Genomic DNA, 20,352 nt, shown 5'->3' with positions numbered 1-20,352 from the left:
AATAACGATATAAAATACTATATTCTTTTTTTCCCGTCAACTATAATCACCCTCCACTTAATCTATACCGCTTCGACTTATTCAAGATCTTCCTGTCGTTCAACGTTCTCGATCATCCTCGGCAAGATATAAGAAAAGCGGACCGAGATCAATCGGAAGGTCAACGTAGCGGACCTTCGTAAGTGATTCATACTTAATGAGTCGATCGCCGGCGCCGCGTTCATTTCTTGATTCCCTTCCGAAGCGCCGCAAGCGAGAGGACCAGAATCAGCCCGATCATGTCGGCCGAATGGCCCGGTCCAGAAGCGGCTCCGGAGCTCGGCGAAACCATCGTGCAGCCGCCACCGCCCCCAGCGCCGCCGTCGTCCGCATTCGAGGCGCCCGTCGAAAACCCGAAAGGCATTGCGGAAGCGTGCGCCGTGTGTTGATAGTTCCCGTTGTTATCATACGATGAGGCCGAATAGTAGTAGGTCACGTTCTCCTCTAACCCTGCATGGAGGACGGTGATGCTCTCATCGGTTCGTCCCGAAAAGTCCCCGAGGATCTCACCGTCTTCAGTGCCGTTCGGGAACCGATCGGTCCGGTAGACGATGCGGACCCCGACGAAGTCGGAATCGGACGGATTGACCCAGCTTAATGTGATCACCTGGGTTCCCGGGACGGCGGTGAAGTTTTCGACGTCCGCCGGAGGGGTGGAATCGGTGGGCGGGTTTGTCGTGAGAGTATGATCGGCCGACACGGAGAGATTGCCCAGGGCATCGGCGCTTTTGACACGATAGTGATAGACCGTGTTCGATTGGAGGCCGGAAAGGATCCGGCTGTGGCTGTTCGACAGGGTGGCGTTGACCCCGGTGCTGTTTTCGTATCCCGCGGTCAGGCCATACTCCACTTCGCTTGTTGCAGGCTCATCGGTTCCCCAGTGGATCGTCACCCCCTCCGTGGTCATCTCCCGCGCATCGATCGCCGACAGAACCGGCCCGATTGTATCGGAAGATGACGGGGCGGCCGTTGTAAACGAATTGTTCCCGGAGGTGGCGGTGTTTCCGGCGGCGTCCCGGCTGATGACCCGATAGTTGTAGGTGGTGGCCGGCTGGAGGTTCGTCAACGAAGCGCTGTGGGCGGCCAGAAGGGTGGTATTTAATGTGCTGAGAGAGCCGTACGCCGTGGTCGGTCCGTATTCCACTTGGGAGGTGGCCGCTTCATGGGTGCTCCAGGAAATGACAACCGAAGTGGAAGCAACGTTCCCCACGGCGATACCGGAGAGAACCGGCGCCGTCGTATCGGGGGTGGCGGAGGTGGTGAAGGTTCTATTTCCGGAGACCGAGATGTTTCCGGCCCCATCTTGGCTGATGACCCGGTAGTTGTAGGTGGTGGCGGGGCTCAGGCTGGAAAGGGTCCGGCTGTGACTGGTGACCGGCGTGGCGCCCAATGCGGAGGAAGCACCATACGATGTCGTCGTTCCATATTCGACTTGGGAGGTCGCCGTTTCATTGGTGCTCCAGGTGATCACCGTGGAGGTCGATGCGATGTTGCTGGCGGCAATATTAGAAAGGGTCGGCGCGGTGGTGTCGGGGGGCGCGGCGGTGGTAAATGTTCGATCTCCCGAGGTGGCCAGATTTCCGGCGCCGTCCCGGCCGCGGACGCGATAATGATAAAGGGTGGCGGGGAGAAGGCCGGTGACCTGTTGGCTGTGGTTGGTGGTCAGGGTGGTATCGAGCGTCGTGGAGCTTCCATACGAAGTGGTTGTCCCATATTGAATCTGGGTGTCGGAACTCTCATTGGTCGTCCAGCTGATCGTGGCCGCGGTGGTGGTGATATTCGAGGCGCCGATTCCGGAAATCGCCGGCGCGGTGGTGTCGGGCGCGGCGGTGGTGGTGAAGGTGCGGTCCCCCGAGGTGCCGGTGTTCCCGGCGGCATCTCTGCTGATGACCCGATAGTGATAGGTCGTTGAAGGGTTCAAGCCGCTTAACACACGGCTATGGCTGGTGACGAGCGTTGAGTTGAGCGCAGAGAGGGAGCCGTAAGCGGTCGTGGCGCCGTACTCCACCTGGGAGGTGGCCGCTTCGTTGGTGCTCCAGCTGACGGTTGCTCCGGCGCTGGTGATGCTGCCGGCCGCAATGGCGGAGAGGGTCGGCGCGGCGGTGTCGCCGAAGCTCTTGCTGACTTCATTAGAGTAGCCGCTTTCCGCCCCCGAGGTGTTGTATGCGCGAACGGCAAAATAATATGTCTGACTGCTGCTTAAACCGTTTACAGTGAAAGATGTTTGATTGCCGACGTCCACGGGGGCGCCGTAGCTGCCGGAGGAGGTTCCATAATAGAGTTTATACCCTCCCAGATCGTTTTCCGTGTTGGTGTCCCAGGAGAGGGAGGCATCCGCAGCCATCGCAGGCGTTTTCCAATTCAGGAGAAGGATCATCCCGATGATCATCAGAGCGCTTCGCTTGATTAATGAGGTCTGCATGCTGTTCCTCCATGCATCAACAAAAAGTGTTTGGTCTGTGTAAAAAAAAAGCCCATTCCTCGGAATGGGCTGTGCCTAAAGATGCGCCGGCATCGTCATGGCAACCAGACGAACCGTGGGAAGTGGATCCCCTACTCATCGGTCTCTTGGCTTTGCGTCCTACCCTCTCGGATAGTTTGCCCTTTTTCACGAGTTGCTATCGTATGTTGCGTATCGGTATACGCAAGCGACATGCCTGTGAAACACGAATGGAGAAAAGAATGGATTCTATCCAATGATTATGGAAGGAGTTCTCAAGGGTCGATCATGAGGACAGATTCTATCCAATGATTATGGAAGGAGTTCTCAGGTCCATATGAGGGTGTTCGAGCCGGGAAACGGCATTTTTAAGGCTGGAACCTCTTTTTGTCTCTCCGATGTGGAGCCAATTACCCAGGGACCCCCCCCCGATTGAGGGGATTGTGCCGCGCCCGAGTTTCTACTAGAATACTCTGATTTCTAAAAAAATAGGTGATGATGATATTTCCCTCTTTTATCCCGTTATTGAATGCCCTTCTCTGTATCGGGTTGGCGCTGTTCATCTTCCTTGAGGACAGGCGATCCTTTGTCCACCGGGTATTTTCTTTCGGGATGATCGCCCTGGCTTTTAAAGAGCTTTTCGTCGGAATGGCGATGGGAACCCCCCTTCCCTCGGAAAGGGTCGATTGGGGCGCCTGGGGGCTGACAGCGGCCAGTATGCTTCCCGGAAGCTGGTTTTTGTTTAGCCTCAGTTTCGGTCGTTCGAATTACAAAGAGCTGGTGGCAAAGTGGAAGTGGTTTATCCTCTTCTCTCTGACCTTCCCGCTTTCAATGACAGTATTATTTAGGGAATCACTCTTGGTGTCCGCTTTTCCGGAGGAAGGGGGATCTCCCATCGTCCGGCTTGGATGGTCCGGTTATACCTTTTACCTTTTCTATCTTTTGGCTTCCGTAGTAATACTGATGAATCTGGAGGGGACTCTCCGGGCTTCCACGGGGAATAAGCGGTGGCAGGTCAAATTTATGCTCCTGGGGATCGGGGGGCTCTTTGCCGTTCAAATTTATACGGTCAGTCATACCCTTCTCTTTTCATTAATTAATTCGGGGATGGAATCGATCAATTCTTTTGCAGTTCTGGTGGCGAATATCCTGATTATCCTCTCCCTCCTGCGTAATCGCTTCCTCAATGTCGATATTTATTTCTCACGCACATTGCTTTACAACTCAATTACCGTCGTGGTGGTCGGGGCCTATCTTCTGACGGTCGGTATCCTTGCGAAGGCGATCGCTTATTTTGGGGGGAACCAGGCCATTCCCCTGGGCACCTTTTTCGTTTTTGTTTCGCTCCTTGCCCTAACGGCCATCCTTCTTTCCGATCAGTTGCGGCAAGAGCTAAAGCGATTTATCAGCCGGAACTTCTATCAGCCGCGTTACGATTATCGCAAGGAGTGGACGGCATTTACCCAACAGACCACTTCGTTGATGAATGTAAACGATCTTTGCTCCGCGGTATCAAAGATGGTTTCGGAAGCGTTCGGCGCCCCCTCCGTGACGATCTGGTTGGTCGATGAGGGTTCCAACCTGATTTATTTCGGGGGGTCTACTGTGTTTTCCGACGCCCGGATCCTGGATTTGAAAAATAAGGGTAAAATATGGGATGAGCTTCTCTCATTTATCAACACCCACCCGGTGCCGTTTGATTTGGATTCAACCAAAGACGAAAAATTGAGGGGGTTGAAAGAAGCGGAGGGAAGTTATTTTGAAAAGACCCGAGTCAGCTATTGCGTTCCGCTCATCTCCAACCGAAAACTGCTGGGGGTAATGACCCTGAATCATCGTGTAACCAAGGAGCGGTTTTCGGTGGAAGATGCCGATTTATTGAAAACCATCGCCGATCAGGCGGCGGGGAGTCTCCTGAATGTGAAGCTGACGGAGCAACTTTTAAAAGCAAAAGAAATGGAAGCGTTTCAGAGCCTCTCGGCCTTTTTCATCCATGACTTAAAAAATTTGGCATCGATGCTTTCGCTCACGATGCGGAATCTGCCGGCCCATTTTGATAATCCCGAATTTAGAAGCGATGCGCTGCGGGTGATCTCCCAGAGCGTCTCCAAAATGAACGACATGTGCAGCCGGCTCTCCCTTTTGACGAAAAAAATGGAGCTGCAGTGTGTTGAAGTCGATCTAAATGAATTGGTCGCCTCCACCCTGGGAGGGATGAATGGATCGGTCAAATCGACGGTGGAGAAAAACCTTCAGACGTTGCCGAAGTGCATGATCGATCCCGACCAGGTCCAGAAGGTGATCGTGAATCTTATCCTCAATGCAAACGAAGCGGCCGACCAAAAGGGGGTTATCCGGATCGAGACCGACCGGACGGAAGAGTGCGTCGTTTTCTCCGTCAGCGATAACGGTTGCGGCATCTCGAAACAATTTATCGAGCGCTCTCTTTTCCAGCCGTTTCAAACCACAAAGAGTCAGGGGCTCGGGATCGGTCTGTTTCATACGAAGAAAATTGTGGAAGCGCATCACGGTAAAATCGAAGTGGAGAGCGAGGAGGGGGTCGGGACCACTTTTCGGGTGATCCTGCCGGTGGGGCGAAAAGACAGGGTGTAGGGGGTGGGAAAGATAAAAAGTTATAAAGACTTGGTTGTTTATCAGAAGGGGTATGCGCTTTCTTTGCGCGTGTATCAAGCGACGTATGCTTTTCCCTCCGAGGAGAAGTTTGGTTTAATCTCTCAGATGAGGCGGGCGGTCGTTTCCATCCCTTGCAATATTGCGGAAGGATACCGAAGAAGAGGACGAAAAGAATACATCCAGTTTTTACATGTCGCTTTAGGTTCCTGCGGTGAACTCGAGACGTTGTTGTCATTATCTAAAGATCTGAAAATGATCGATCCCGAAAATTTCGATGCATTATACTCACTCCAGGAAGAAATATCCAAAATGTTGAGCAGCCTGATCGACTCTTTGTCAAAGGGGCAAAAATAGTATGTCATCATCGACCCTACCCCCTACACCCAGCCCCCTACCCCCTGGTTCATCTCGTCCGAAGATCCTCATCGTCGATGATGATGAGACGATCCGCCAACAGATGAAATGGGCCCTGGCCGACGAGTATGAGATTTTTTTGGCCGAGAACCGAAGGGGCGCGATCGATCTTTTCCGGCGGGAGCTCCCTCCGGTGGTGACCCTCGACCTCGGCCTGGCGCCTCATCCCCGAGAGGCGACGGAGGGGTTGCTGGCCCTCTCCGAAATGCTGGAGATCGACCCCCGGGTCAAAATTGTCATTGTCAGCGGCAACTCCGACCGGGCGAATGCCCTCAAGGCGATCGAGCAAGGGGCCTATGATTTCTTCACCAAGCCGATCGATCTCGACGAGATCCGGGTAACCCTCCGGCGGGCGATTCACCTCTTTCAGTTGGAAGAGGAGAATCGTCAATTAAAGAAACGCCCGACCCAGGAGGGAGGGATGATCGGCACCAGCCGGGTGATGGAAGGGCTCTACGCGACGATCCGCAAAGTTTCAACGACCGATATCCCTGTTCTCATTACCGGCGAGAGTGGCACCGGGAAAGAGCTGGTCGCTCAATCGATCCATCAGCATAGCGCCCGGAAGGCCGGTCCTTTTATCGCGATCAATTGCGGCGCGATTCCGGAGAACCTCTTGGAAAGCGAGCTCTTCGGCCATGAAAAGGGGGCGTTCACGGGGGCGCACGCGCAGCGGAAGGGCCGGATCGAATATGCGGCGGGGGGGACCCTTTTTCTGGACGAAATCGGAGAGCTTGGATTGGGCCTTCAGGTGAAGCTGCTCCGTTTTCTTCAGGAGAAGACGATTGAGCGGGTTGGCGGAAGGGAGAGTCTTCATATCGACGCGAGGGTGATTGCCGCGACAAATCGCGATCTGAAGGAGAGGATGGCGAGCGGCGCTTTCCGAGAAGACCTTTTTTATCGGTTAGGGGTCGTTTCTATTTCGGTTCCCCCGTTACGTGAGCGAAACGGGGATCTTCTCGTTCTCACCCGTGCCTTCATCGCCCGTTTTTCGGAAGAAACGGGGAAGAAGGTCAAAGGGTTAACCCCTGCGGCCGTTGAGGCGCTCACGGCCCATTCCTGGCCCGGCAACGTCCGTGAACTGGAAAACAAGGTCAGGAGGGGGGTCGTGATGACCGACGGGGTTCATTTAGCCCCGGAAGACCTGGAATTGGCCGTACCGAATGAAGCCGCGCCCCTTCCCAGGCTCAAGGTGGCAAGAGAAAAGCTGGAGCGGGAGTTAGTAGAGCAGGCATTGGCGCGTCTGGGGGGAAATGTCACCCAGGCGGCATCCGTCCTTGGAATTTCACGGCAGGCCCTCCACGATATTCTTTCAAAGCACAAAATCGATCGAACGTAAGACCGCCGACCGAAAAGTTGACACCTCTTCCTTCCCCTTATTTATCCGATGTAACTGATTTTTAAAGAAATTATTATAAAGCCCCTTTCTAAATCGATTCCTAAGAGACGGAAAAGTTGACACTCTCACTTCCGGGTTTAAAATCCTTCGAAAGTGTTCGAGGTGAAGAGAGTAAATTATATTTTAAAAATCAATGTCTTAGGTATAATGTTTTTTCCATATTGCTGTGTGGCATGTGCTTTGCTCTTAGTGTCCCCGAGTTTAGATAAACAAACAATCAAACTAGGCAAGGAATCGAAATGATGAATCTAAAGCGGAAATTCCGGATGGCAATCTTGAGTGCGCTCTTGTTATCTTCGCTCACATTGCTCTTCAGCTCCCCTGCGCTGGCGGTTCCCATCGTGTTTAACTTGGGATACGGCGGGACGGTCTCTTACGCGGGCGGGGAGAGTGCGTTTATGACGACGAACGGGGCGGTGACCTCGGTCGGAAATGGTTCGACGACCCTCGCCATTGCAGGCGGGGACATCGACTTCGCCACCGGAAACCTGATCGGCGGCGGTGCGACGGCGACCGGGTTTGAGAACGTCTATGCAGCGGGCGGATCGGTGACGATCTACGGAGATGTCGGGTCGGGCTCGGTTCTTCTCATGCAGGCCGACTTCGCCGATACCTCCACATTCGCTTGCTGCTCGGGGAGCTCGCCGGTTCTGGTCTCTTCTTTCAGCGGCCTTCTCGATATCGCCTACGTCGATCCGACGCTGGCTGCGGCGCTGAACTTTAACAACCCCCCGATCGGCGGATCGGTTGCCCAGGTCCAGATCTTCTTCGGCGCCTCGCCCACGACTTCCGGAACGGCCTTCTCAGGAACGCAGGGCGGAGGAGCCGTGGCGGTCACCGATACGGCGGTGGTTCCCGAACCGACGACCCTTTTGTTGCTCGGTTTCGGAATGATCGCGATCGGGATTTGGGGTCGCAGGCTGAAGGGAAGTCTGGTTCAGACAAAGTAAGTCCGGACCCACGGTAAGAAACAAACAGTAAAGAAACAAAAACAGATGAAACAAAACAGGGGAATCTTAAATATGAAGGATTTCAGAAAAATGAAGAAAGCGGCCGTGATCGTGGCCTTGTTCGCCCTCTTCGTCGGGTTTTCCAGCATTCCGGCGATGGCGGTCCCCATCGTCTTTAACTTAGGCTTTGGCGGGACGGTCTCTTACGGGGGGGGAGATAGCGCGTTTACGACGACAAACGGGGCGGTGACGGCGGTCGGAAATGGTTCGACGACCCTCTCTATTACAGGCGGGGATCTTGACTTCGCTACCGGCAACTACATCGGCGGCGGATCGACGGGGACTAGCTTTCAGAATGTCTACGCAGCGGGCGGATCGTTGACGATCTATGGAAATGTCGGGTCGGGCTCGGTTCTTCTCATGCAGGGGGACTTCGCAAATAACTCGACATTCAACTGCTGCACCGGTTCTTCGCCCGTGTACGCCTCCTCGTTCGGTGGACTCCTCGACATTTCTTATCTTGATGCCGACCTGGCTGCCGCGCTTGACTTCAATCTTCCGGCCGCCGGCGGATCGCTTGCCCAGGTGGAGATCTTCTTCGGAACCTCTCCTACAGCCAGCGGGGTTGCTTTCTCCGGAACACAAGGGGGAGGAGCGCTCAGCGTTTCGGAAGTGCCGGAGCCGGGCAGTCTCTTGCTTCTCGGATCGGGTTTGGCCGGTTTCGCAATCTGGGGCCGTAAGAAGCTGGCGATCAAGCGATAATATTTTTAGTAAAGATTTTCGTAAATGAAAGAGGGCCGGGTAACCGTCGGGTTATCCGGCCCTCTCCGTTTAGAAAGTGAATGAACCGGGATGCGACCGGAAGCGATTCGCCCTCCCGATTTCAAATAACGGTTCTTGCATCTTCCCCCCTTTATCTTGTAGGCTAGCGTTCCATGGAATCATTTCGCTTAAATAAAACAGTTGCCACCCGCGTCATACAGGGGCACCCCTGGATCTATCGGAACGAATTGCCGAAGCTCCCGCTCGATTTCCCGCCCGGAGAGCTGGTGGAACTCGTCGATCCAAAGGGGAGGTTTATCGCGATCGGGTATTGTAATCCGAAATCGGTGATTTCGGTCCGTATTCTCTCTCGGGAACGGGAGAAAATCGACGGCGACTTTTTCCTAAGAAAGATCGCGAGCGCCGACGCTTACCGAAAACGGTTTTATGCCGGGGAAGAGAGTTATCGGGTTGTTTACAGCGAGGCGGACCTCCTCCCCGGGCTGATTGTCGATCGATATGGATCCTATATCGTCATTCAGGTCTTGACCGCCGGGATGGAGCGGCATACCGAATCGATCCTTGCTGCGATCGAGTTGCTTTTCTCCCCTCAGGCGATCGTCGCCCGCAACGATATTCCTTCTCGCGCCCTAGAGGGGCTTCCTGTCGAGCGGAAGGTCCTTTCCGGGAAACTGGAGCCGCCCGTTGTGATCTTGAAGAACGGCCTTGCCTTTGAGATCGATCTATTGGAAGGCCAAAAGACCGGATTCTTTTTGGATCAATCCGAAAATTACCTTCAGTTGGAGGGGCTCGTTGCCGGGGGAGAAGTGCTCGATACTTTCTGTTACACGGGGGGGTGGTCGGTGCATGCGGCCCGATTCGGCGCCAAGGGGGTGATCGGGATCGATGCCTCGGAGGGGGCTCTCGATCTCGCACGCCGGAACGCGGCGCGCAATGGTTTCGAGTCGCGATGCCGATTCGAGGCCGGTAATGTCTTTGATCTCTTAAAAGCGCAGGAAGGGGAGGGAAGACAGTACGATTGTATCATCCTCGATCCCCCTTCCTTCGTGAAGCGCCGGAAAGAGATTGAAAACGCGGTTCGCGGTTATAAGGAAATCAATCTTCGTGCGATGAAACTCCTTCGTCCGGGAGGGTTTCTGGTGACCTGTTCCTGCTCGTATCACCTTTCGGAGGGGCGGTTTCGGGAGATCCTCCTCGATGCGGCGCGAGACGTCGGAAGAACGCTCCGATTGGTGACGCTCCGCTCACAGGCCAAAGATCACCCGGTGCTCTTACCCCTGCCCGAAACCGAATATCTCAAATGCGCCGTCCTGCAGGTGCTCTAAAAAATAGGGTGTAGGGGGTAGGGTGATAGGGTGTAGTTAAAGATTCAACCCTCTATTACTATTTCTCTTCTCTTCTTTCCCTACACCCTACCCCCTGCCCCCTATCACCCTAGCCTCTATCACCCTGCCCCCTACACCCTGCTCTCTCCCACTTTACCGAATCTCCTAAATCCGCTAGAATAAAATACAATCACTGAAATTCTACGCGGAGGAGACTGATGAGCGACTATTCACCGGGATTGGCGGGGGTTCCTGCGACACGGTCCAAAGTGAGTTATCTGGATGGGACCAAAGGGGTTCTCGAGTACCGAGGGATTCGATTGGAGACCCTGGCCGAGCGGAGCAACTTCATCGAAACGGCCTACCTTCTCCTCTTCGGAAACCTGCCGACCCCCACCCAGCTTGAGAAGTTCGACAAAGACCTCCGCGTGCACCGGCGGATCAAATACCGCATTACCGATCTGATCAAATGTCTTCCCGACAACGGTCACCCGATGGATGCGCTTCAGGCGGCGGTCGCGGCGCTTGGGATGTTCTATCCCGATAAGAATGTCCAGGATGAACAAACTCAATATCTTTCGGCCGTTCGTCTGATCGCCAAAATTCCGACCATCGTCGCCGCTTATGCCCGTCTACGGCGCGGAGACGATCAGATCCAGCCGCGCGACGACCTCAACTACACCGAAAATTTCCTCTATATGCTGACCGAAAAGGTCCCGGATAAGGTGATGTCGGAGATTTTCGACACCTGCCTCATTCTCCACGCCGAGCATACGATGAACGCCTCGACGTTCAGCGGGCTGGTGACCGCTTCGACCTTGGCCGACCCTTATACCGTTGTTTCCTCTGCCGTCGGAACCCTGAAAGGGCCGCTTCACGGGGGGGCGAACGAAAAGGTCCTTACGATGCTGAAAGAGATCGGCTCGATCGATCGGGTGCGGCCGTACATCGAAGCAAAGGTCAAAGCCAAGCAGCGGATCATGGGGTTGGGGCATCGCGAATACAAGGTCAAGGACCCCCGCGCGATCATCTTACAGCGCCTGGCCAAACGCCTGTTCGAGCATTACGGCAAATCGCCCCTTTACGAGGTGGCGGTCGAGGTCGAGAAGATCGGCGAAGAGTACCTTGCCTCTAAAAAGGTCTATGCGAACGTCGACTTCTACTCGGGAATTCTTTACCAGAAAATGGGGATCGAGACCGACTTCTTCACCCCGATCTTCGCGATGGCACGGGTGGTCGGCTGGCTGGCCCATTGGATTGAGCAGGTGAAAGACAACCACATCTTCCGTCCCACCGAGATCTATGAGGGAGAGCACGACCGGGCGTATCTGCCGATCTCTGAGCGGAAGGGATAATCGGCGGCGGTTTACAGAGACGGCCGGGAAGGCTCTAAACAAAACTACTTGACTCCTTTTTGGGAATATTGTAATGCTTGAGGCGGGATCTTATCACGCTTGCAATCGGTTACCTGTCTAAATACACGGGAGGGGGTCAAATCGATGAAGAGGGGAGTGAAAAAGAAAAAAGCGGCAACGAGAACGGCCAAGAAAGCGACCAAAAAGACGGCCAGTAAAACGACACGGAAGAAAACGGCTGCAAAACCGAAAAAGAAAACCACGGCCAAGTCAAAAACGACCGTAAAGAGGAAAACGGTCGCAGCCAAGAAGAGCACGGCGAAGAAAAGCACCGCCAAGAAAACAACGGCGAAAAAGACGACGGTCAAAAAAACGGCGGCAAAAAAGAGCACCGCCAAAAAAGCCGCCGCTCCCCCTCCAAAGGTCTCCTCCGCCCCGAAGATAGAAAAACGACAGGCCCCGGTCATCCCAATGAGAGAAACGGCCGCGCCTTTACCCTCCGCCGCAGCGGCCGCCCCCGCGCCCGCGGCGGTGCCGGCCGAGCAATCGATCGGCGTCGTGACCCATTATTACTCCCACCTTTCCGTTGCGGTCGTTCAACTGAACGAAGGGCCGTTGCGGGTCGGTGACCCCATCCACATCAAAGGACATACCACCGATCTGCGGCAATCGGTTGAATCGATGGAGCTCGATCATCAATCGCTTCAAGAAGCTTCAGCCGGTCAGATATTCGGGTTGAAGGTGCGCGATCACGTAAGAGAACACGACCAGATCTATCGGGGTTAGCGCCCCCTTCGATCCATCCTCCATCGACTGATCGGACGATGAGTCTGCGCGCAGGTACGATGCCGTGTCAACACGAGATCCGGATGCCGAGAAACATTTTAATCATGGTCTCGAATTATCCAAGAAGGATAAGGAAGGGGCGCTCGCCTCTTTCCGAAAAGCGATCGCGCTTTCGCCCGATTACGCCGAAGCCTATTACAATGCCGGCGTCGTTCTCGGCAACCTAGGCCGTCCGGAAGAAGCGGCGGAGGCGTTCCGAAACCTGATCCGGATCAAACCGGAGCTGGCGGAAGGCTATTTTAATCTCGGCACCCTTTACGGGGTGATGGGAAGAAAGCAAGAAGCCGTCGAGATGTTAAAGCGGGCCATCTCTCTGCGCCCCGATTATCCAGAGGCCCACTTCAACTTGGGAATTACCTATATCAGCCTAAAGAATCAGGCGGCGGCGCTGGAAGAATATAAAATCCTCTCCGATCTCGATCGTAAACGGGCGGAGCGGCTCTTCGGTCTCATCTATACGTAGTCCCTCCTGACCTTTTTCCCCTTTTTTGCGCTTACTTGCATTTTCATTTTCAATCGATTTAAACTTTGAGAGGTTTATATCTGAACGTGATCCTTCAACGAGGAGGGTGCCATGGCGACCTATATTATGCTCAGCACGCTGACCGACGACGGGAGCGAGACGCTCAAAGAAAATCCAAGCCGGCTCAAAGAGGTCAATAAAGAGATCGAAGGGATGGGGGTGAAGATCATGAGCCAGTACGCGACCCTCGGGCCGTATGATTTCGTCAACATTATCGAAGCGCCCGACAACGAGACGGTCGCGCGCCTCTCCGTCGAGCTGGGGGGGCGGGGATCGGTCAAGCTCTTGACGATGCCGGCCATTCCGATCGACCGGTTTATTGCAAGCTTGCAGCCGCAGAAAAAATAAATTCGGCCGGTTAATTCTTGTCCAAGAAGGCCCGTATCTTTCGGAAGACCGCGTCGAACATCGGCTCCGTCAAACGGCCGGTCTGCGTGTTTTGGCGGCTGGGATGATAGGAAACGAAGAGACGGAGCGCGGAAGGTCCGATTTCATAAACGGCCCCATGCTGGAACGGGATTGATGCCGCCGGAAGGTCGATTCCGTGCGCCCCGGGAAGGGCGGCGCGAAATCCGTCCAGGGCGATTTTTCCAAAGACCAAGACCGCCTTCACCTTCAATAGCGCCGTTAACTCGGCCGCAAGGTGGCTCCGGCATGTTTCGATTTCGGTCGGCAGCGGTTTGTTGTCGGGCGGGGCGCAATGGACGACCGCGGTCAGGTAGGCACCTTTCAATTGGAGACCGTCCTCCCTGTGGAGTGATGTCGCCTGGTTGGCGAAGCCGGCCTTGTGAAGGGCGCGAAAGAGAAAATCGCCGGAAGCATCTCCCGTAAAAACGCGGCCGGTCCTGTTGCCGCCGTGCGCGGCGGGGGCCAGGCCGATCATCAGCAGCCGCGCATCGGGATCGCCCCATCCGGGAACCGGCTTTCCCCAATACGTCTCATCTCGATAAGCTCTTCGTTTCGTCCGTGCGATCTCGGAGCAATATTGCACCAGCCTGGGGCAGCGGGTGCAACGGATGACCTCTTCCTGGAGGAATGCGACGGTTCTCTCTTTCATCCGCCGGATCGTATCAAATCAGGCTCGATCTGACAAGACTTCTACATTAATGGGTCTGTTATTCACTCTGGCGAAAGAGTCCGACCTGATAAGGAGAGAGTCGAAGTTTTGTCGCGCGATCTTTTTCCAGACGCGCGGGAAGAAGTGTCTCTTCCGATCCGCCGAATTGTTTCTCCTGGCTGTCGAGGAGCCGTTCCCAAGTCCCTCCGGGAAGGGAGATCGAAAGAGAAACGGCCTTTGGATTAAAGCTGAGAACGATCCAAAGTTTGTCCCCCCGTTGAAACGTGAGACAGGCCTCCTGATCGTGTCCCTTCACCGAAGCCGATCCCCCTATCGTATGAAGATCGGGCGCCGACTTCCGAAGCGCGATGAGCCGCTGATAGAAGGCGAAGAGCCGGTTGTGCGGCTCCTGGAAGCGTTGCGAGAGATCGAGCTTGGACCGCTGAAACGTCTCCTCCGACTGCGGATCGGGGACCTCACCCTTCCATCCGAATCCGATCGCTTCTTCCCACCGTCCCTTTCGAACCGCCTCTCCAAGCGCCGGATCTTGGTAGTGCGTGAAATATTGGAAGGGGGCGGTTTCGCCATACTCTTCCCCCATGAAGAGGAGGGGAAGATTTGGAGCGAGGAGCACCGCGGCGGCGGCGAGTTTTTGCGCTTCAAATGGAATGAGCGTCGAGAGCCGGTCTCCCAATACCCGATTTCCGGTCTGATCGTGATTTTGAGAGAAGACGACGAATTTGGAGGGAGGTTGGTCGTCGGAGGGGCTCCCATGAATCCGATCGCGGTAGGGAGAATAGACGCCCGCCATGACGAATCCCTTTTGGATCGCCTGCGACATCTGATCAAGCCGTCCGAAATCTTGGTAGTAGCCTTCCCGCTCTCCAGTGAGCAGCGTGTGGAGGCAATGGTGAAAATCGTCGCTCCACTGGGCGTCGAGGCCGTAACCTCCCTGCGCCGGCGCGCGGATGATTTTGGGGTCGTTCAGATCGCTTTCGGCGATCAAATAAACCGGCCTTCCGAGCCCGCGGGCCGTCTCGTCCGCCGCCTCCTTCATCTCCTGCAGAATGTGTTTGGCCGAAAAATCATAGATGGCGTGGATGGCGTCGAGGCGGAGGGCGTCGATGTGATACTCGCGAATCCAGTACAACGCATTGTCGATCACGTAGCGGCGGACGAAGTCCGACCCGGCATCGTCGAAATTCACCGCATCTCCCCAGGGGGTCTTGTACTTCGAGGTGAAGTAGGGGCCGAACTCTCGGAGGTAATTTCCTTCATGTCCGAGGTGATTGTAGACCACATCCAGCACCACCGCCAGGCCGGCGGCATGACAGGCGTTGACCAGCCGCCTCAGCCCGTCTGGCCCGCCGTAGCTGTTTTGCGGGGCAAAGAGATGGACGCCGTCATAACCCCAGTTTCGGCGTCCGGGAAACTGTGCGACCGGCATGATCTCCACGGCGGTGACCCCGAGGTCCTGCTTGAGGTAATTCAGATGGGGGATGATTGCATCAAAGGTCCCTTCCGGGGTAAAGGTCCCGGGGTGAAGTTCGTAAAGGATATAATCTTCGAGCGGGATTCCTCGCCACCCCTGGTCCGACCAGGCAAAGGCGTTCGGATCGACCACTTCGGAGGGGCCGTGGACCCCTTCGGGCTGGAAGCGGGAGTAGGGATCGGGGCGATCCCGATCCCCATTGAGATGGTAAAAATAACGGGTGCCGGCCGGAACATTGGGGACGATCGCTTCGAAGCAGTGACGGTCCGCCGCTTTCATTGTCATCTGGATCGGAAGATTTTGTCCGATCAGTTTGATCTGTATCTCCTTTGCAAAAGGAGCCCAGACGCGAAAAGCGACGGAACCGTTTTCCAAGGTTGTTGCACCGAAAGATGGGCGGGGCGGAATCGTCTTCAGCAATGGACCCTCCTTAGATTGGTGACCGGTTTCGTTTAGATACTTATTGTAGCGGACTGAAAGAGGACGATGCAAGGGACCGGTGAAGATCGGGCAAGGGGAGTTTCTGTCGGGCGACGCATGCGTCGCCCCTACGCCATGGCGGTGGCGAGGAGGGCTTGGTTTTGCATGATGATTTTCCCGTCTTTAAAGAAAGGGGCGGTCCGCCTGGAGGTCTCTCTCTTGATTTCTTCCTGTTCTTCGGCGCTGAACCGGTCGAGCGGTTCCCGGAGGGTTCCCGATTCGGTATTGATGGCCCAATAAGTTTCAAAATTATCGAACGTATAAGATAAGAGAAGTGGTTTGATCTCGAACTGCTCGAACCCGGCGGCCTTTAAAAGGGCTTCGAGCTTTCCCGGGGGGCCGAGATCGGCCATCTTGGGGAGGGGAGGACGCGCTTCGGCGGGAAGACGCTTCATGATCAATTCCCAAATCAGATGGAGCGATTCGATCCGGTGGAATTCGCTCCAGACCGCAATCGCCATCTTTCCCCCCGGCTTCATCACCCGCCGCATCTCTTTGAGTCCTTGAAGGGGATCGTCGAAGAGCATCACACCGAACCGGCTGATGACCCGATCGAACCGGTTTGAAGGAAAAGCAAGCGCCTCGGCCTTCATCGGTTGGAAGGTGACCCCCGAAAGTCCCTCCTTCCGGCGCTTTTCTTCCGCCACGGCGACCATCGCCTCGGCGCCGTCGACGGCGGTGATCCGGACCGCCGATCCGAAGCGCCGGGCGATCGTCAAAGAGGGCTCTCCCGTCCCGGCGGCCACATCTAAGATCTCGTCCCCTTCCGAGAGATCGGCCAGAGAGATCAGCACCTCGGCGACCGGCTGGATATAAGGAAGCCACCGGTCGAAGCTCTTCGACATCTCATTCCAATCGATGGTATTGCTTTGGGAAGAATTCGGCGGGATCGACATAGGTCGATTTTTATCGAAGCGGAAAGAAAAGTCAAGCGGGATTGATGTGAAAGGTCAGGAAGGTTTCTTTGAGGCGGGTGAAATGAATTGGAGGAATTCGTCCGGGATCGTGGCTGTCTCCAGTTCGTCGATGAGGATCATCCCTTCTTCCTTTTCGTCCGATGCTTCCACCGGGACCGGGGGCCTGCCGGGGTGCGCTTTCTCGAATTCTTCGCCCCATCTTTCGATCGCCTTTTTTAAAGTATCATTGTCCCAAGGTTTGACGATCAGATGAGAAACCAGGCCCCGGTCGACGGCCGGCATCACTTCGTCAATTTCCGCTTGCCCGGCCAAAAGAATCCGGATCGACTCCGGATGCCGCCTTTTCACCTCGGTCAGAAAATCGGTTCCGGATCGGCCCGGCATCCTGTAATCGGAAATGACCGCCGAGAACGATTTCTTTTCAAGAATAGCAAGCCCATCCTCCGCGCTCTCCGCCAAGAGCGTATCATATCCTTCTTTCTGAAGGAGCCGGGCCAGGCTGCTTCGAATGCTCGGTTCATCATCGACAATGAGGATAAAGTGCCTTTCCATCAGGCCTCCTGGGGGACCTTCCTTTGGAAGGAGATCCTTCCAAGGGATATCTACCGAGAGTAAATGCAATCTCTATTCCGTATTGGATGAGATCTCTCATCGGAAAGAAATCAATGTGTTATGAGGGGGCCGCTGGAAGGGGGGTGATCACTGTCACGGGGAGGGGGTCGAAATTTGGCTTCCATGGGAAACCGATTCCCTTCGATAATTTCTTTTACTTCTTCGGTTGGAGGGAAATTTGAAAGAGGGTATTCCCCGCGCGGATTTGATCGTTATTCTTCAGGATCTCTTCCTGCACCATGAAGCCGTTGACCAGGGTGCCGTTTGCGCTCTTCAGATCGCGAAGGATCGCCGTCTCGCCGTAAATTTGAATCACGCACTGTTGCCGGGAGACCTCCGGGTCCCTCAACACCAGCTCCACCTCTTTTCGTCCAATCCGGATCACCGGCTTGGAGAGGAGAAAGCGTTTTCCTTTGTCGTCCCCTTCCAGGATGGTGAGGATCCATGATTTTTCCGCGGGGAGGGAGGGGGCTTTTCCCTCGATCATTTTGTGGACGGCGGAGCCTTCACTCTTTCGCTCCCCTTCGATGTAGTTCAGCATCGTCTTGCTGGGGTCGATCCCCATCTCTCCGCCGGCGCCCCCTCCGAACTGAACGGAGGGGGCCTTCTTCTTCGGCTTGTTGATATGCTCGCAATAGGGACATCCGGCGAGGCCGCTCTTTTCAGGCGGGAGTTCATAAACGGTAAAACAATTTTCACAGGTGATCTGCATGCCGACCCCCCTTAATATTTCTCAACCACATTGGCCTTGGCGATTTTCCAGCGGTCCCCCACCTTCTCCAGTTTCCAAAAAACAAGCGCCTTCTCGACCTGACGGGCGGCGACTTTATCCGATTGGAGGACAATCGTTTCGAGGGCCGAGACCGATGCTTCTTTCCCTTCGACCTTGAGCTCATAGACCTCATAATTGGCCGAAACCCGATCGAAGCGTTGGAACCACTGCCCCACTTTCTGCCGGAAGGCCGGCAGTGGATGGAGGTAACTTTGAAGCACCCCTTCTGTATTTTTACTTTCAAATCCTCTCTTCAGGTTTGAAATAAGCAGCCGGATCAGTTCCTGATCGTCGAGCAGAGAGGGGGCGGCGGGGGGAAGGGCCGCCGACTGAAGCGGCGGCGATGCCGGCTTTTCTCCCGGTTCCTCCCGCGTTTCCGGCTTCGGGGCAAGGATCGGTGGCGCGGCGGCCGGTCGGGGGGGCTCCATCTCTTTCTTCGGGAGAGAAGCGGTCGGCCGCGGCCGTTGCCCCAGTTTTTGTAAGATCTCTTGGGCGCGCTCCGCCTCCGGGGCCTGGGGGGAAAGTTTCATCGCCAAAGTTAACTCTTGTGCGGCAAGAGAGTCGACCCCCTTCTTAAAATAGAGGAACCCCAAATCATAATGAAGGATCGCCTCTTTTGGAAAAAGCGCCGCCGCGTCGGCAAAGATCCGGAGCGCTCTGTCGGGCTCTTTCTTCTCCTGGTAGACCGTCCCCAGGAGGTGATACGCGTGCACTTCGTTCGGGTCGGTTTCGATAATTTGCCGCAGTTTCCGCTCCATTTCATCCAGCCGGCCGGCGTTGTAATCTTCTTTGGCTTCCCGATAGAGGCTCGGAATATCCGGCGCCGGAGGAGAGGGAGCCGCCGGCGGCACTTCGGCCTCCGAGTCGGTGGCACCGGGAGGAACCGGCGAAGCCGCCTCCGATTCCGGACGGGCGAGCGTCACGGCAACCGCTTCCTCTTTCGGAGGGGGGGCGACGGAGGAAGGCTCCGGCTCTCCCGTTTCAACCAGTTGAAAAATTCCCTCCTTGAAGCGATCCAGAAAAGAGAGCAATCCTGTCCCTTCCAGGGAGGCCGCGATCTTGACCTTCGATTCCTCCAGGAAAGGAAATTTCGATCGTAGCCGGGCGACAAAGCTGATATCGGAGAGAAAGAGAAGCAATAAGAAGACCGACCAAGAGGTTAAGAAAAGGGTGGCCGAGACCCACCGCGATAATCGGCGTCCTTTCGGCGGCGGAAGAACGAGCTTGCTCTGGCTGATGCTTTTTCGTACGGCGGCCGCAGGATCGGCGGGGACGGGGGTTGCGGCCGCGTGTGCGGGACGAACGACGGTGCTGCGATCTTCCACCGGGGCCGTCTGATGCGCCTGACTGGTGAGCAATTGGAATCGCCGGGTATCGTTTAAAATCTCCGCTGCGAAGAGGGCCTGCATATAATGAGAAAGGGAGAGGCTGCTGAAAGCGTAGCCCTTTTTGGTGATCAGATCTTCCAGCGCCATCTCCATCTCCGAGGCGGTCTGATACCGATCCTCCGGCTCTTTGGCCATCGCCTTTTTAAGAATGGCTTCGAGCTCGGGGGGAACAGCGGGGTTCAGTTGCGTCGGCGGGGGGACCTCCGCCTTTCGGACCTTCTCCAGAATAGAGATTTCATCGTTGCCGCTGAAAAGCCGCTCCCCCGTGACCGCCTCATAGAGAACGATCCCCAGCGCGAAGAGATCGGTCCGACCGTCGACCGGTTTTCCCCACGCCTGTTCGGGAGACATATAGGCGAGCTTCCCTTTCAAGACGCCGGTCTTCGTCTCCTGTCCCCCCATCGCCGCCTTGGCGATTCCGAAGTCGACCAGCTTGACCTCCCCTTCGTAGGAGACCAGGATATTCTGCGGGGAGATATCGCGGTGGACCAGGTGCAAGTCGTTTCCGTTGAGATCCTTCTTCCGATGGGCATAATCGAGGGCGGAGCAGATCTTGCTGACGATCAGAAGCGCATCGCCGATCGAAAGGGGAATGCTCTTCGATTTTCCGTGATTGATCACGGTGCGAAGGTCTTTCCCCATGATATATTCCATCGCGATGTAATGACACTGATCGACATTTCCGAGATCGTAAATCTGAACGATATTCTGGTGGGTCAGAAGGGCCGCGAGTTTCGCCTCGTTGATGAACATCGCGATGAACTCGGAGCCTTGAGTGAGGTGCGGCAAGATCCGTTTGATGGCGACGGACTTTTCAAAACCGGAAAGGCCGGTCTGCTTCGCAAGGAAGAGCTCGGCCATGCCGCCGGTGCCGATCTTGTCGAGGAGAAGATATTTTCCGAACCGGATCGGCTGACTCATTTTAA

General features: G+C 55.4%; 17 protein-coding genes and 1 riboswitch. Of the genes, 10 read left to right on the top strand and 7 right to left on the bottom strand.

Annotated features, from left to right (window positions below):
- Window positions 1-220: 220 nt before the first annotated feature.
- The gene (locus tag MCM46_02760) at window positions 221-2,461 is read right to left on the bottom strand and encodes a fibronectin type III domain-containing protein (protein ID MCG3110724.1); all 2,241 of its coding nucleotides are present in this window, start codon (window positions 2,459-2,461) and stop codon (window positions 221-223) included.
- Between the two features lie 96 nt (window positions 2,462-2,557).
- Window positions 2,558-2,652, bottom strand: a riboswitch (cyclic di-GMP riboswitch).
- Between the two features lie 322 nt (window positions 2,653-2,974).
- Here MCM46_02760 and prsK point away from each other — a divergent pair.
- The 10 genes from prsK (at window position 2,975) to MCM46_02710 (ending at window position 13,056) form a co-directional block, all read left to right on the top strand.
- Complete coding sequence (prsK, locus tag MCM46_02755; GenBank protein MCG3110723.1) at window positions 2,975-5,092, top strand: PEP-CTERM system histidine kinase PrsK; 2,118 nt, start codon at window positions 2,975-2,977, stop codon at window positions 5,090-5,092.
- A gap of 3 nt (window positions 5,093-5,095) precedes the next feature.
- Window positions 5,096-5,467, top strand: coding sequence for a four helix bundle protein (locus MCM46_02750; protein ID MCG3110722.1), 372 nt, complete (start codon window positions 5,096-5,098; stop codon window positions 5,465-5,467).
- Window positions 5,468-5,570: 103 nt separating this feature from the next.
- Window positions 5,571-6,866, top strand: a complete 1,296-nt coding sequence (gene prsR / locus MCM46_02745; GenBank protein ID MCG3110721.1) for a PEP-CTERM-box response regulator transcription factor — start codon at window positions 5,571-5,573, stop codon at window positions 6,864-6,866.
- 326 nt (window positions 6,867-7,192) lie between these two features.
- Window positions 7,193-7,876: a PEP-CTERM sorting domain-containing protein gene (locus MCM46_02740; GenBank protein ID MCG3110720.1), complete on the top strand. Its 684-nt coding sequence runs from the start codon at window positions 7,193-7,195 to the stop codon at window positions 7,874-7,876.
- A 90-nt stretch (window positions 7,877-7,966) separates the two neighbouring features.
- The gene (locus MCM46_02735) at window positions 7,967-8,638 is read left to right on the top strand and encodes a PEP-CTERM sorting domain-containing protein (GenBank protein ID MCG3110719.1); all 672 of its coding nucleotides are present in this window, start codon (window positions 7,967-7,969) and stop codon (window positions 8,636-8,638) included.
- A 173-nt stretch (window positions 8,639-8,811) separates the two neighbouring features.
- Window positions 8,812-9,984 carry a class I SAM-dependent rRNA methyltransferase gene (locus MCM46_02730; GenBank protein MCG3110718.1) on the top strand — a complete coding sequence of 391 codons (1,173 nt, stop codon included), beginning with the start codon at window positions 8,812-8,814 and terminating at the stop codon, window positions 9,982-9,984.
- A 218-nt stretch (window positions 9,985-10,202) separates the two neighbouring features.
- Window positions 10,203-11,339 carry a citrate synthase gene (locus MCM46_02725; protein ID MCG3110717.1) on the top strand — a complete coding sequence of 379 codons (1,137 nt, stop codon included), beginning with the start codon at window positions 10,203-10,205 and terminating at the stop codon, window positions 11,337-11,339.
- Between the two features lie 144 nt (window positions 11,340-11,483).
- A complete protein-coding gene (locus tag MCM46_02720; GenBank protein MCG3110716.1) occupies window positions 11,484-12,125 on the top strand; it encodes a hypothetical protein in 642 nt (213 codons plus the stop codon).
- A gap of 64 nt (window positions 12,126-12,189) precedes the next feature.
- Complete coding sequence (locus MCM46_02715) at window positions 12,190-12,648, top strand: tetratricopeptide repeat protein (GenBank protein ID MCG3110715.1); 459 nt, start codon at window positions 12,190-12,192, stop codon at window positions 12,646-12,648.
- Between the two features lie 111 nt (window positions 12,649-12,759).
- Window positions 12,760-13,056, top strand: a complete 297-nt coding sequence (locus MCM46_02710) for a GYD domain-containing protein (GenBank protein MCG3110714.1) — start codon at window positions 12,760-12,762, stop codon at window positions 13,054-13,056.
- Between the two features lie 10 nt (window positions 13,057-13,066).
- Here the strand turns inward: MCM46_02710 and MCM46_02705 are convergent, their stop codons facing one another.
- The 6 genes from MCM46_02705 to MCM46_02680 all read right to left on the bottom strand — a co-directional run bounded on the left by MCM46_02705 (window position 13,067) and on the right by MCM46_02680 (window position 20,347).
- Complete coding sequence (locus MCM46_02705) at window positions 13,067-13,765, bottom strand: uracil-DNA glycosylase (GenBank protein MCG3110713.1); 699 nt, start codon at window positions 13,763-13,765, stop codon at window positions 13,067-13,069.
- A 58-nt stretch (window positions 13,766-13,823) separates the two neighbouring features.
- Window positions 13,824-15,677, bottom strand: a complete 1,854-nt coding sequence (treZ, locus tag MCM46_02700) for a malto-oligosyltrehalose trehalohydrolase (protein MCG3110712.1) — start codon at window positions 15,675-15,677, stop codon at window positions 13,824-13,826.
- Between the two features lie 128 nt (window positions 15,678-15,805).
- A complete protein-coding gene (locus MCM46_02695; GenBank protein ID MCG3110711.1) occupies window positions 15,806-16,582 on the bottom strand; it encodes a class I SAM-dependent methyltransferase in 777 nt (258 codons plus the stop codon).
- Between the two features lie 105 nt (window positions 16,583-16,687).
- A complete protein-coding gene (locus MCM46_02690; protein MCG3110710.1) occupies window positions 16,688-17,206 on the bottom strand; it encodes a response regulator in 519 nt (172 codons plus the stop codon).
- A gap of 214 nt (window positions 17,207-17,420) precedes the next feature.
- Window positions 17,421-17,978 (bottom strand): FHA domain-containing protein, encoded by a 558-nt coding sequence (locus MCM46_02685; protein MCG3110709.1) that lies wholly within the window; start codon window positions 17,976-17,978, stop codon window positions 17,421-17,423.
- 11 nt (window positions 17,979-17,989) lie between these two features.
- Entirely contained in the window at window positions 17,990-20,347 is a 2,358-nt protein-coding gene (locus MCM46_02680) for a protein kinase (protein ID MCG3110708.1), read from the bottom strand.
- Between the last annotated feature and the right edge of the window lie 5 nt (window positions 20,348-20,352).

This window comes from Candidatus Manganitrophus morganii (genome assembly GCA_021651055.1).
GTDB lineage: Bacteria > Nitrospirota > Nitrospiria > SBBL01 > Manganitrophaceae > Manganitrophus > Manganitrophus morganii.
The sequence above is the reverse complement of the archived record's forward strand: the minus strand, read 5'-3'. Positions and strand labels throughout refer to the sequence as shown.

Excerpts from the sequence above, each read along its gene's own strand:
- MCM46_02760 (MCG3110724.1), bottom strand. The coding sequence starts at position 2,461 with ATGCAGACCTCATTAATCAAGCGAAGCGCTCTGATGATCATCGGGATG.
- prsK (MCG3110723.1), top strand. The coding sequence starts at position 2,975 with ATGATGATATTTCCCTCTTTTATCCCGTTATTGAATGCCCTTCTCTGT.
- prsR (MCG3110721.1), top strand. The coding sequence starts at position 5,571 with ATGAAATGGGCCCTGGCCGACGAGTATGAGATTTTTTTGGCCGAGAAC.
- MCM46_02740 (MCG3110720.1), top strand. The coding sequence starts at position 7,193 with ATGGCAATCTTGAGTGCGCTCTTGTTATCTTCGCTCACATTGCTCTTC.
- MCM46_02735 (MCG3110719.1), top strand. The coding sequence starts at position 7,967 with ATGAAGAAAGCGGCCGTGATCGTGGCCTTGTTCGCCCTCTTCGTCGGG.
- MCM46_02730 (MCG3110718.1), top strand. The coding sequence starts at position 8,812 with ATGGAATCATTTCGCTTAAATAAAACAGTTGCCACCCGCGTCATACAG.
- MCM46_02725 (MCG3110717.1), top strand. The coding sequence starts at position 10,203 with ATGAGCGACTATTCACCGGGATTGGCGGGGGTTCCTGCGACACGGTCC.
- MCM46_02720 (MCG3110716.1), top strand. The coding sequence starts at position 11,484 with ATGAAGAGGGGAGTGAAAAAGAAAAAAGCGGCAACGAGAACGGCCAAG.
- MCM46_02710 (MCG3110714.1), top strand. The coding sequence starts at position 12,760 with ATGGCGACCTATATTATGCTCAGCACGCTGACCGACGACGGGAGCGAG.
- MCM46_02705 (MCG3110713.1), bottom strand. The coding sequence starts at position 13,765 with ATGAAAGAGAGAACCGTCGCATTCCTCCAGGAAGAGGTCATCCGTTGC.
- MCM46_02695 (MCG3110711.1), bottom strand. The coding sequence starts at position 16,582 with ATGTCGAAGAGCTTCGACCGGTGGCTTCCTTATATCCAGCCGGTCGCC.
- MCM46_02690 (MCG3110710.1), bottom strand. The coding sequence starts at position 17,206 with ATGGAAAGGCACTTTATCCTCATTGTCGATGATGAACCGAGCATTCGA.
- MCM46_02685 (MCG3110709.1), bottom strand. The coding sequence starts at position 17,978 with ATGCAGATCACCTGTGAAAATTGTTTTACCGTTTATGAACTCCCGCCT.
- MCM46_02680 (MCG3110708.1), bottom strand. The coding sequence starts at position 20,347 with ATGAGTCAGCCGATCCGGTTCGGAAAATATCTTCTCCTCGACAAGATC.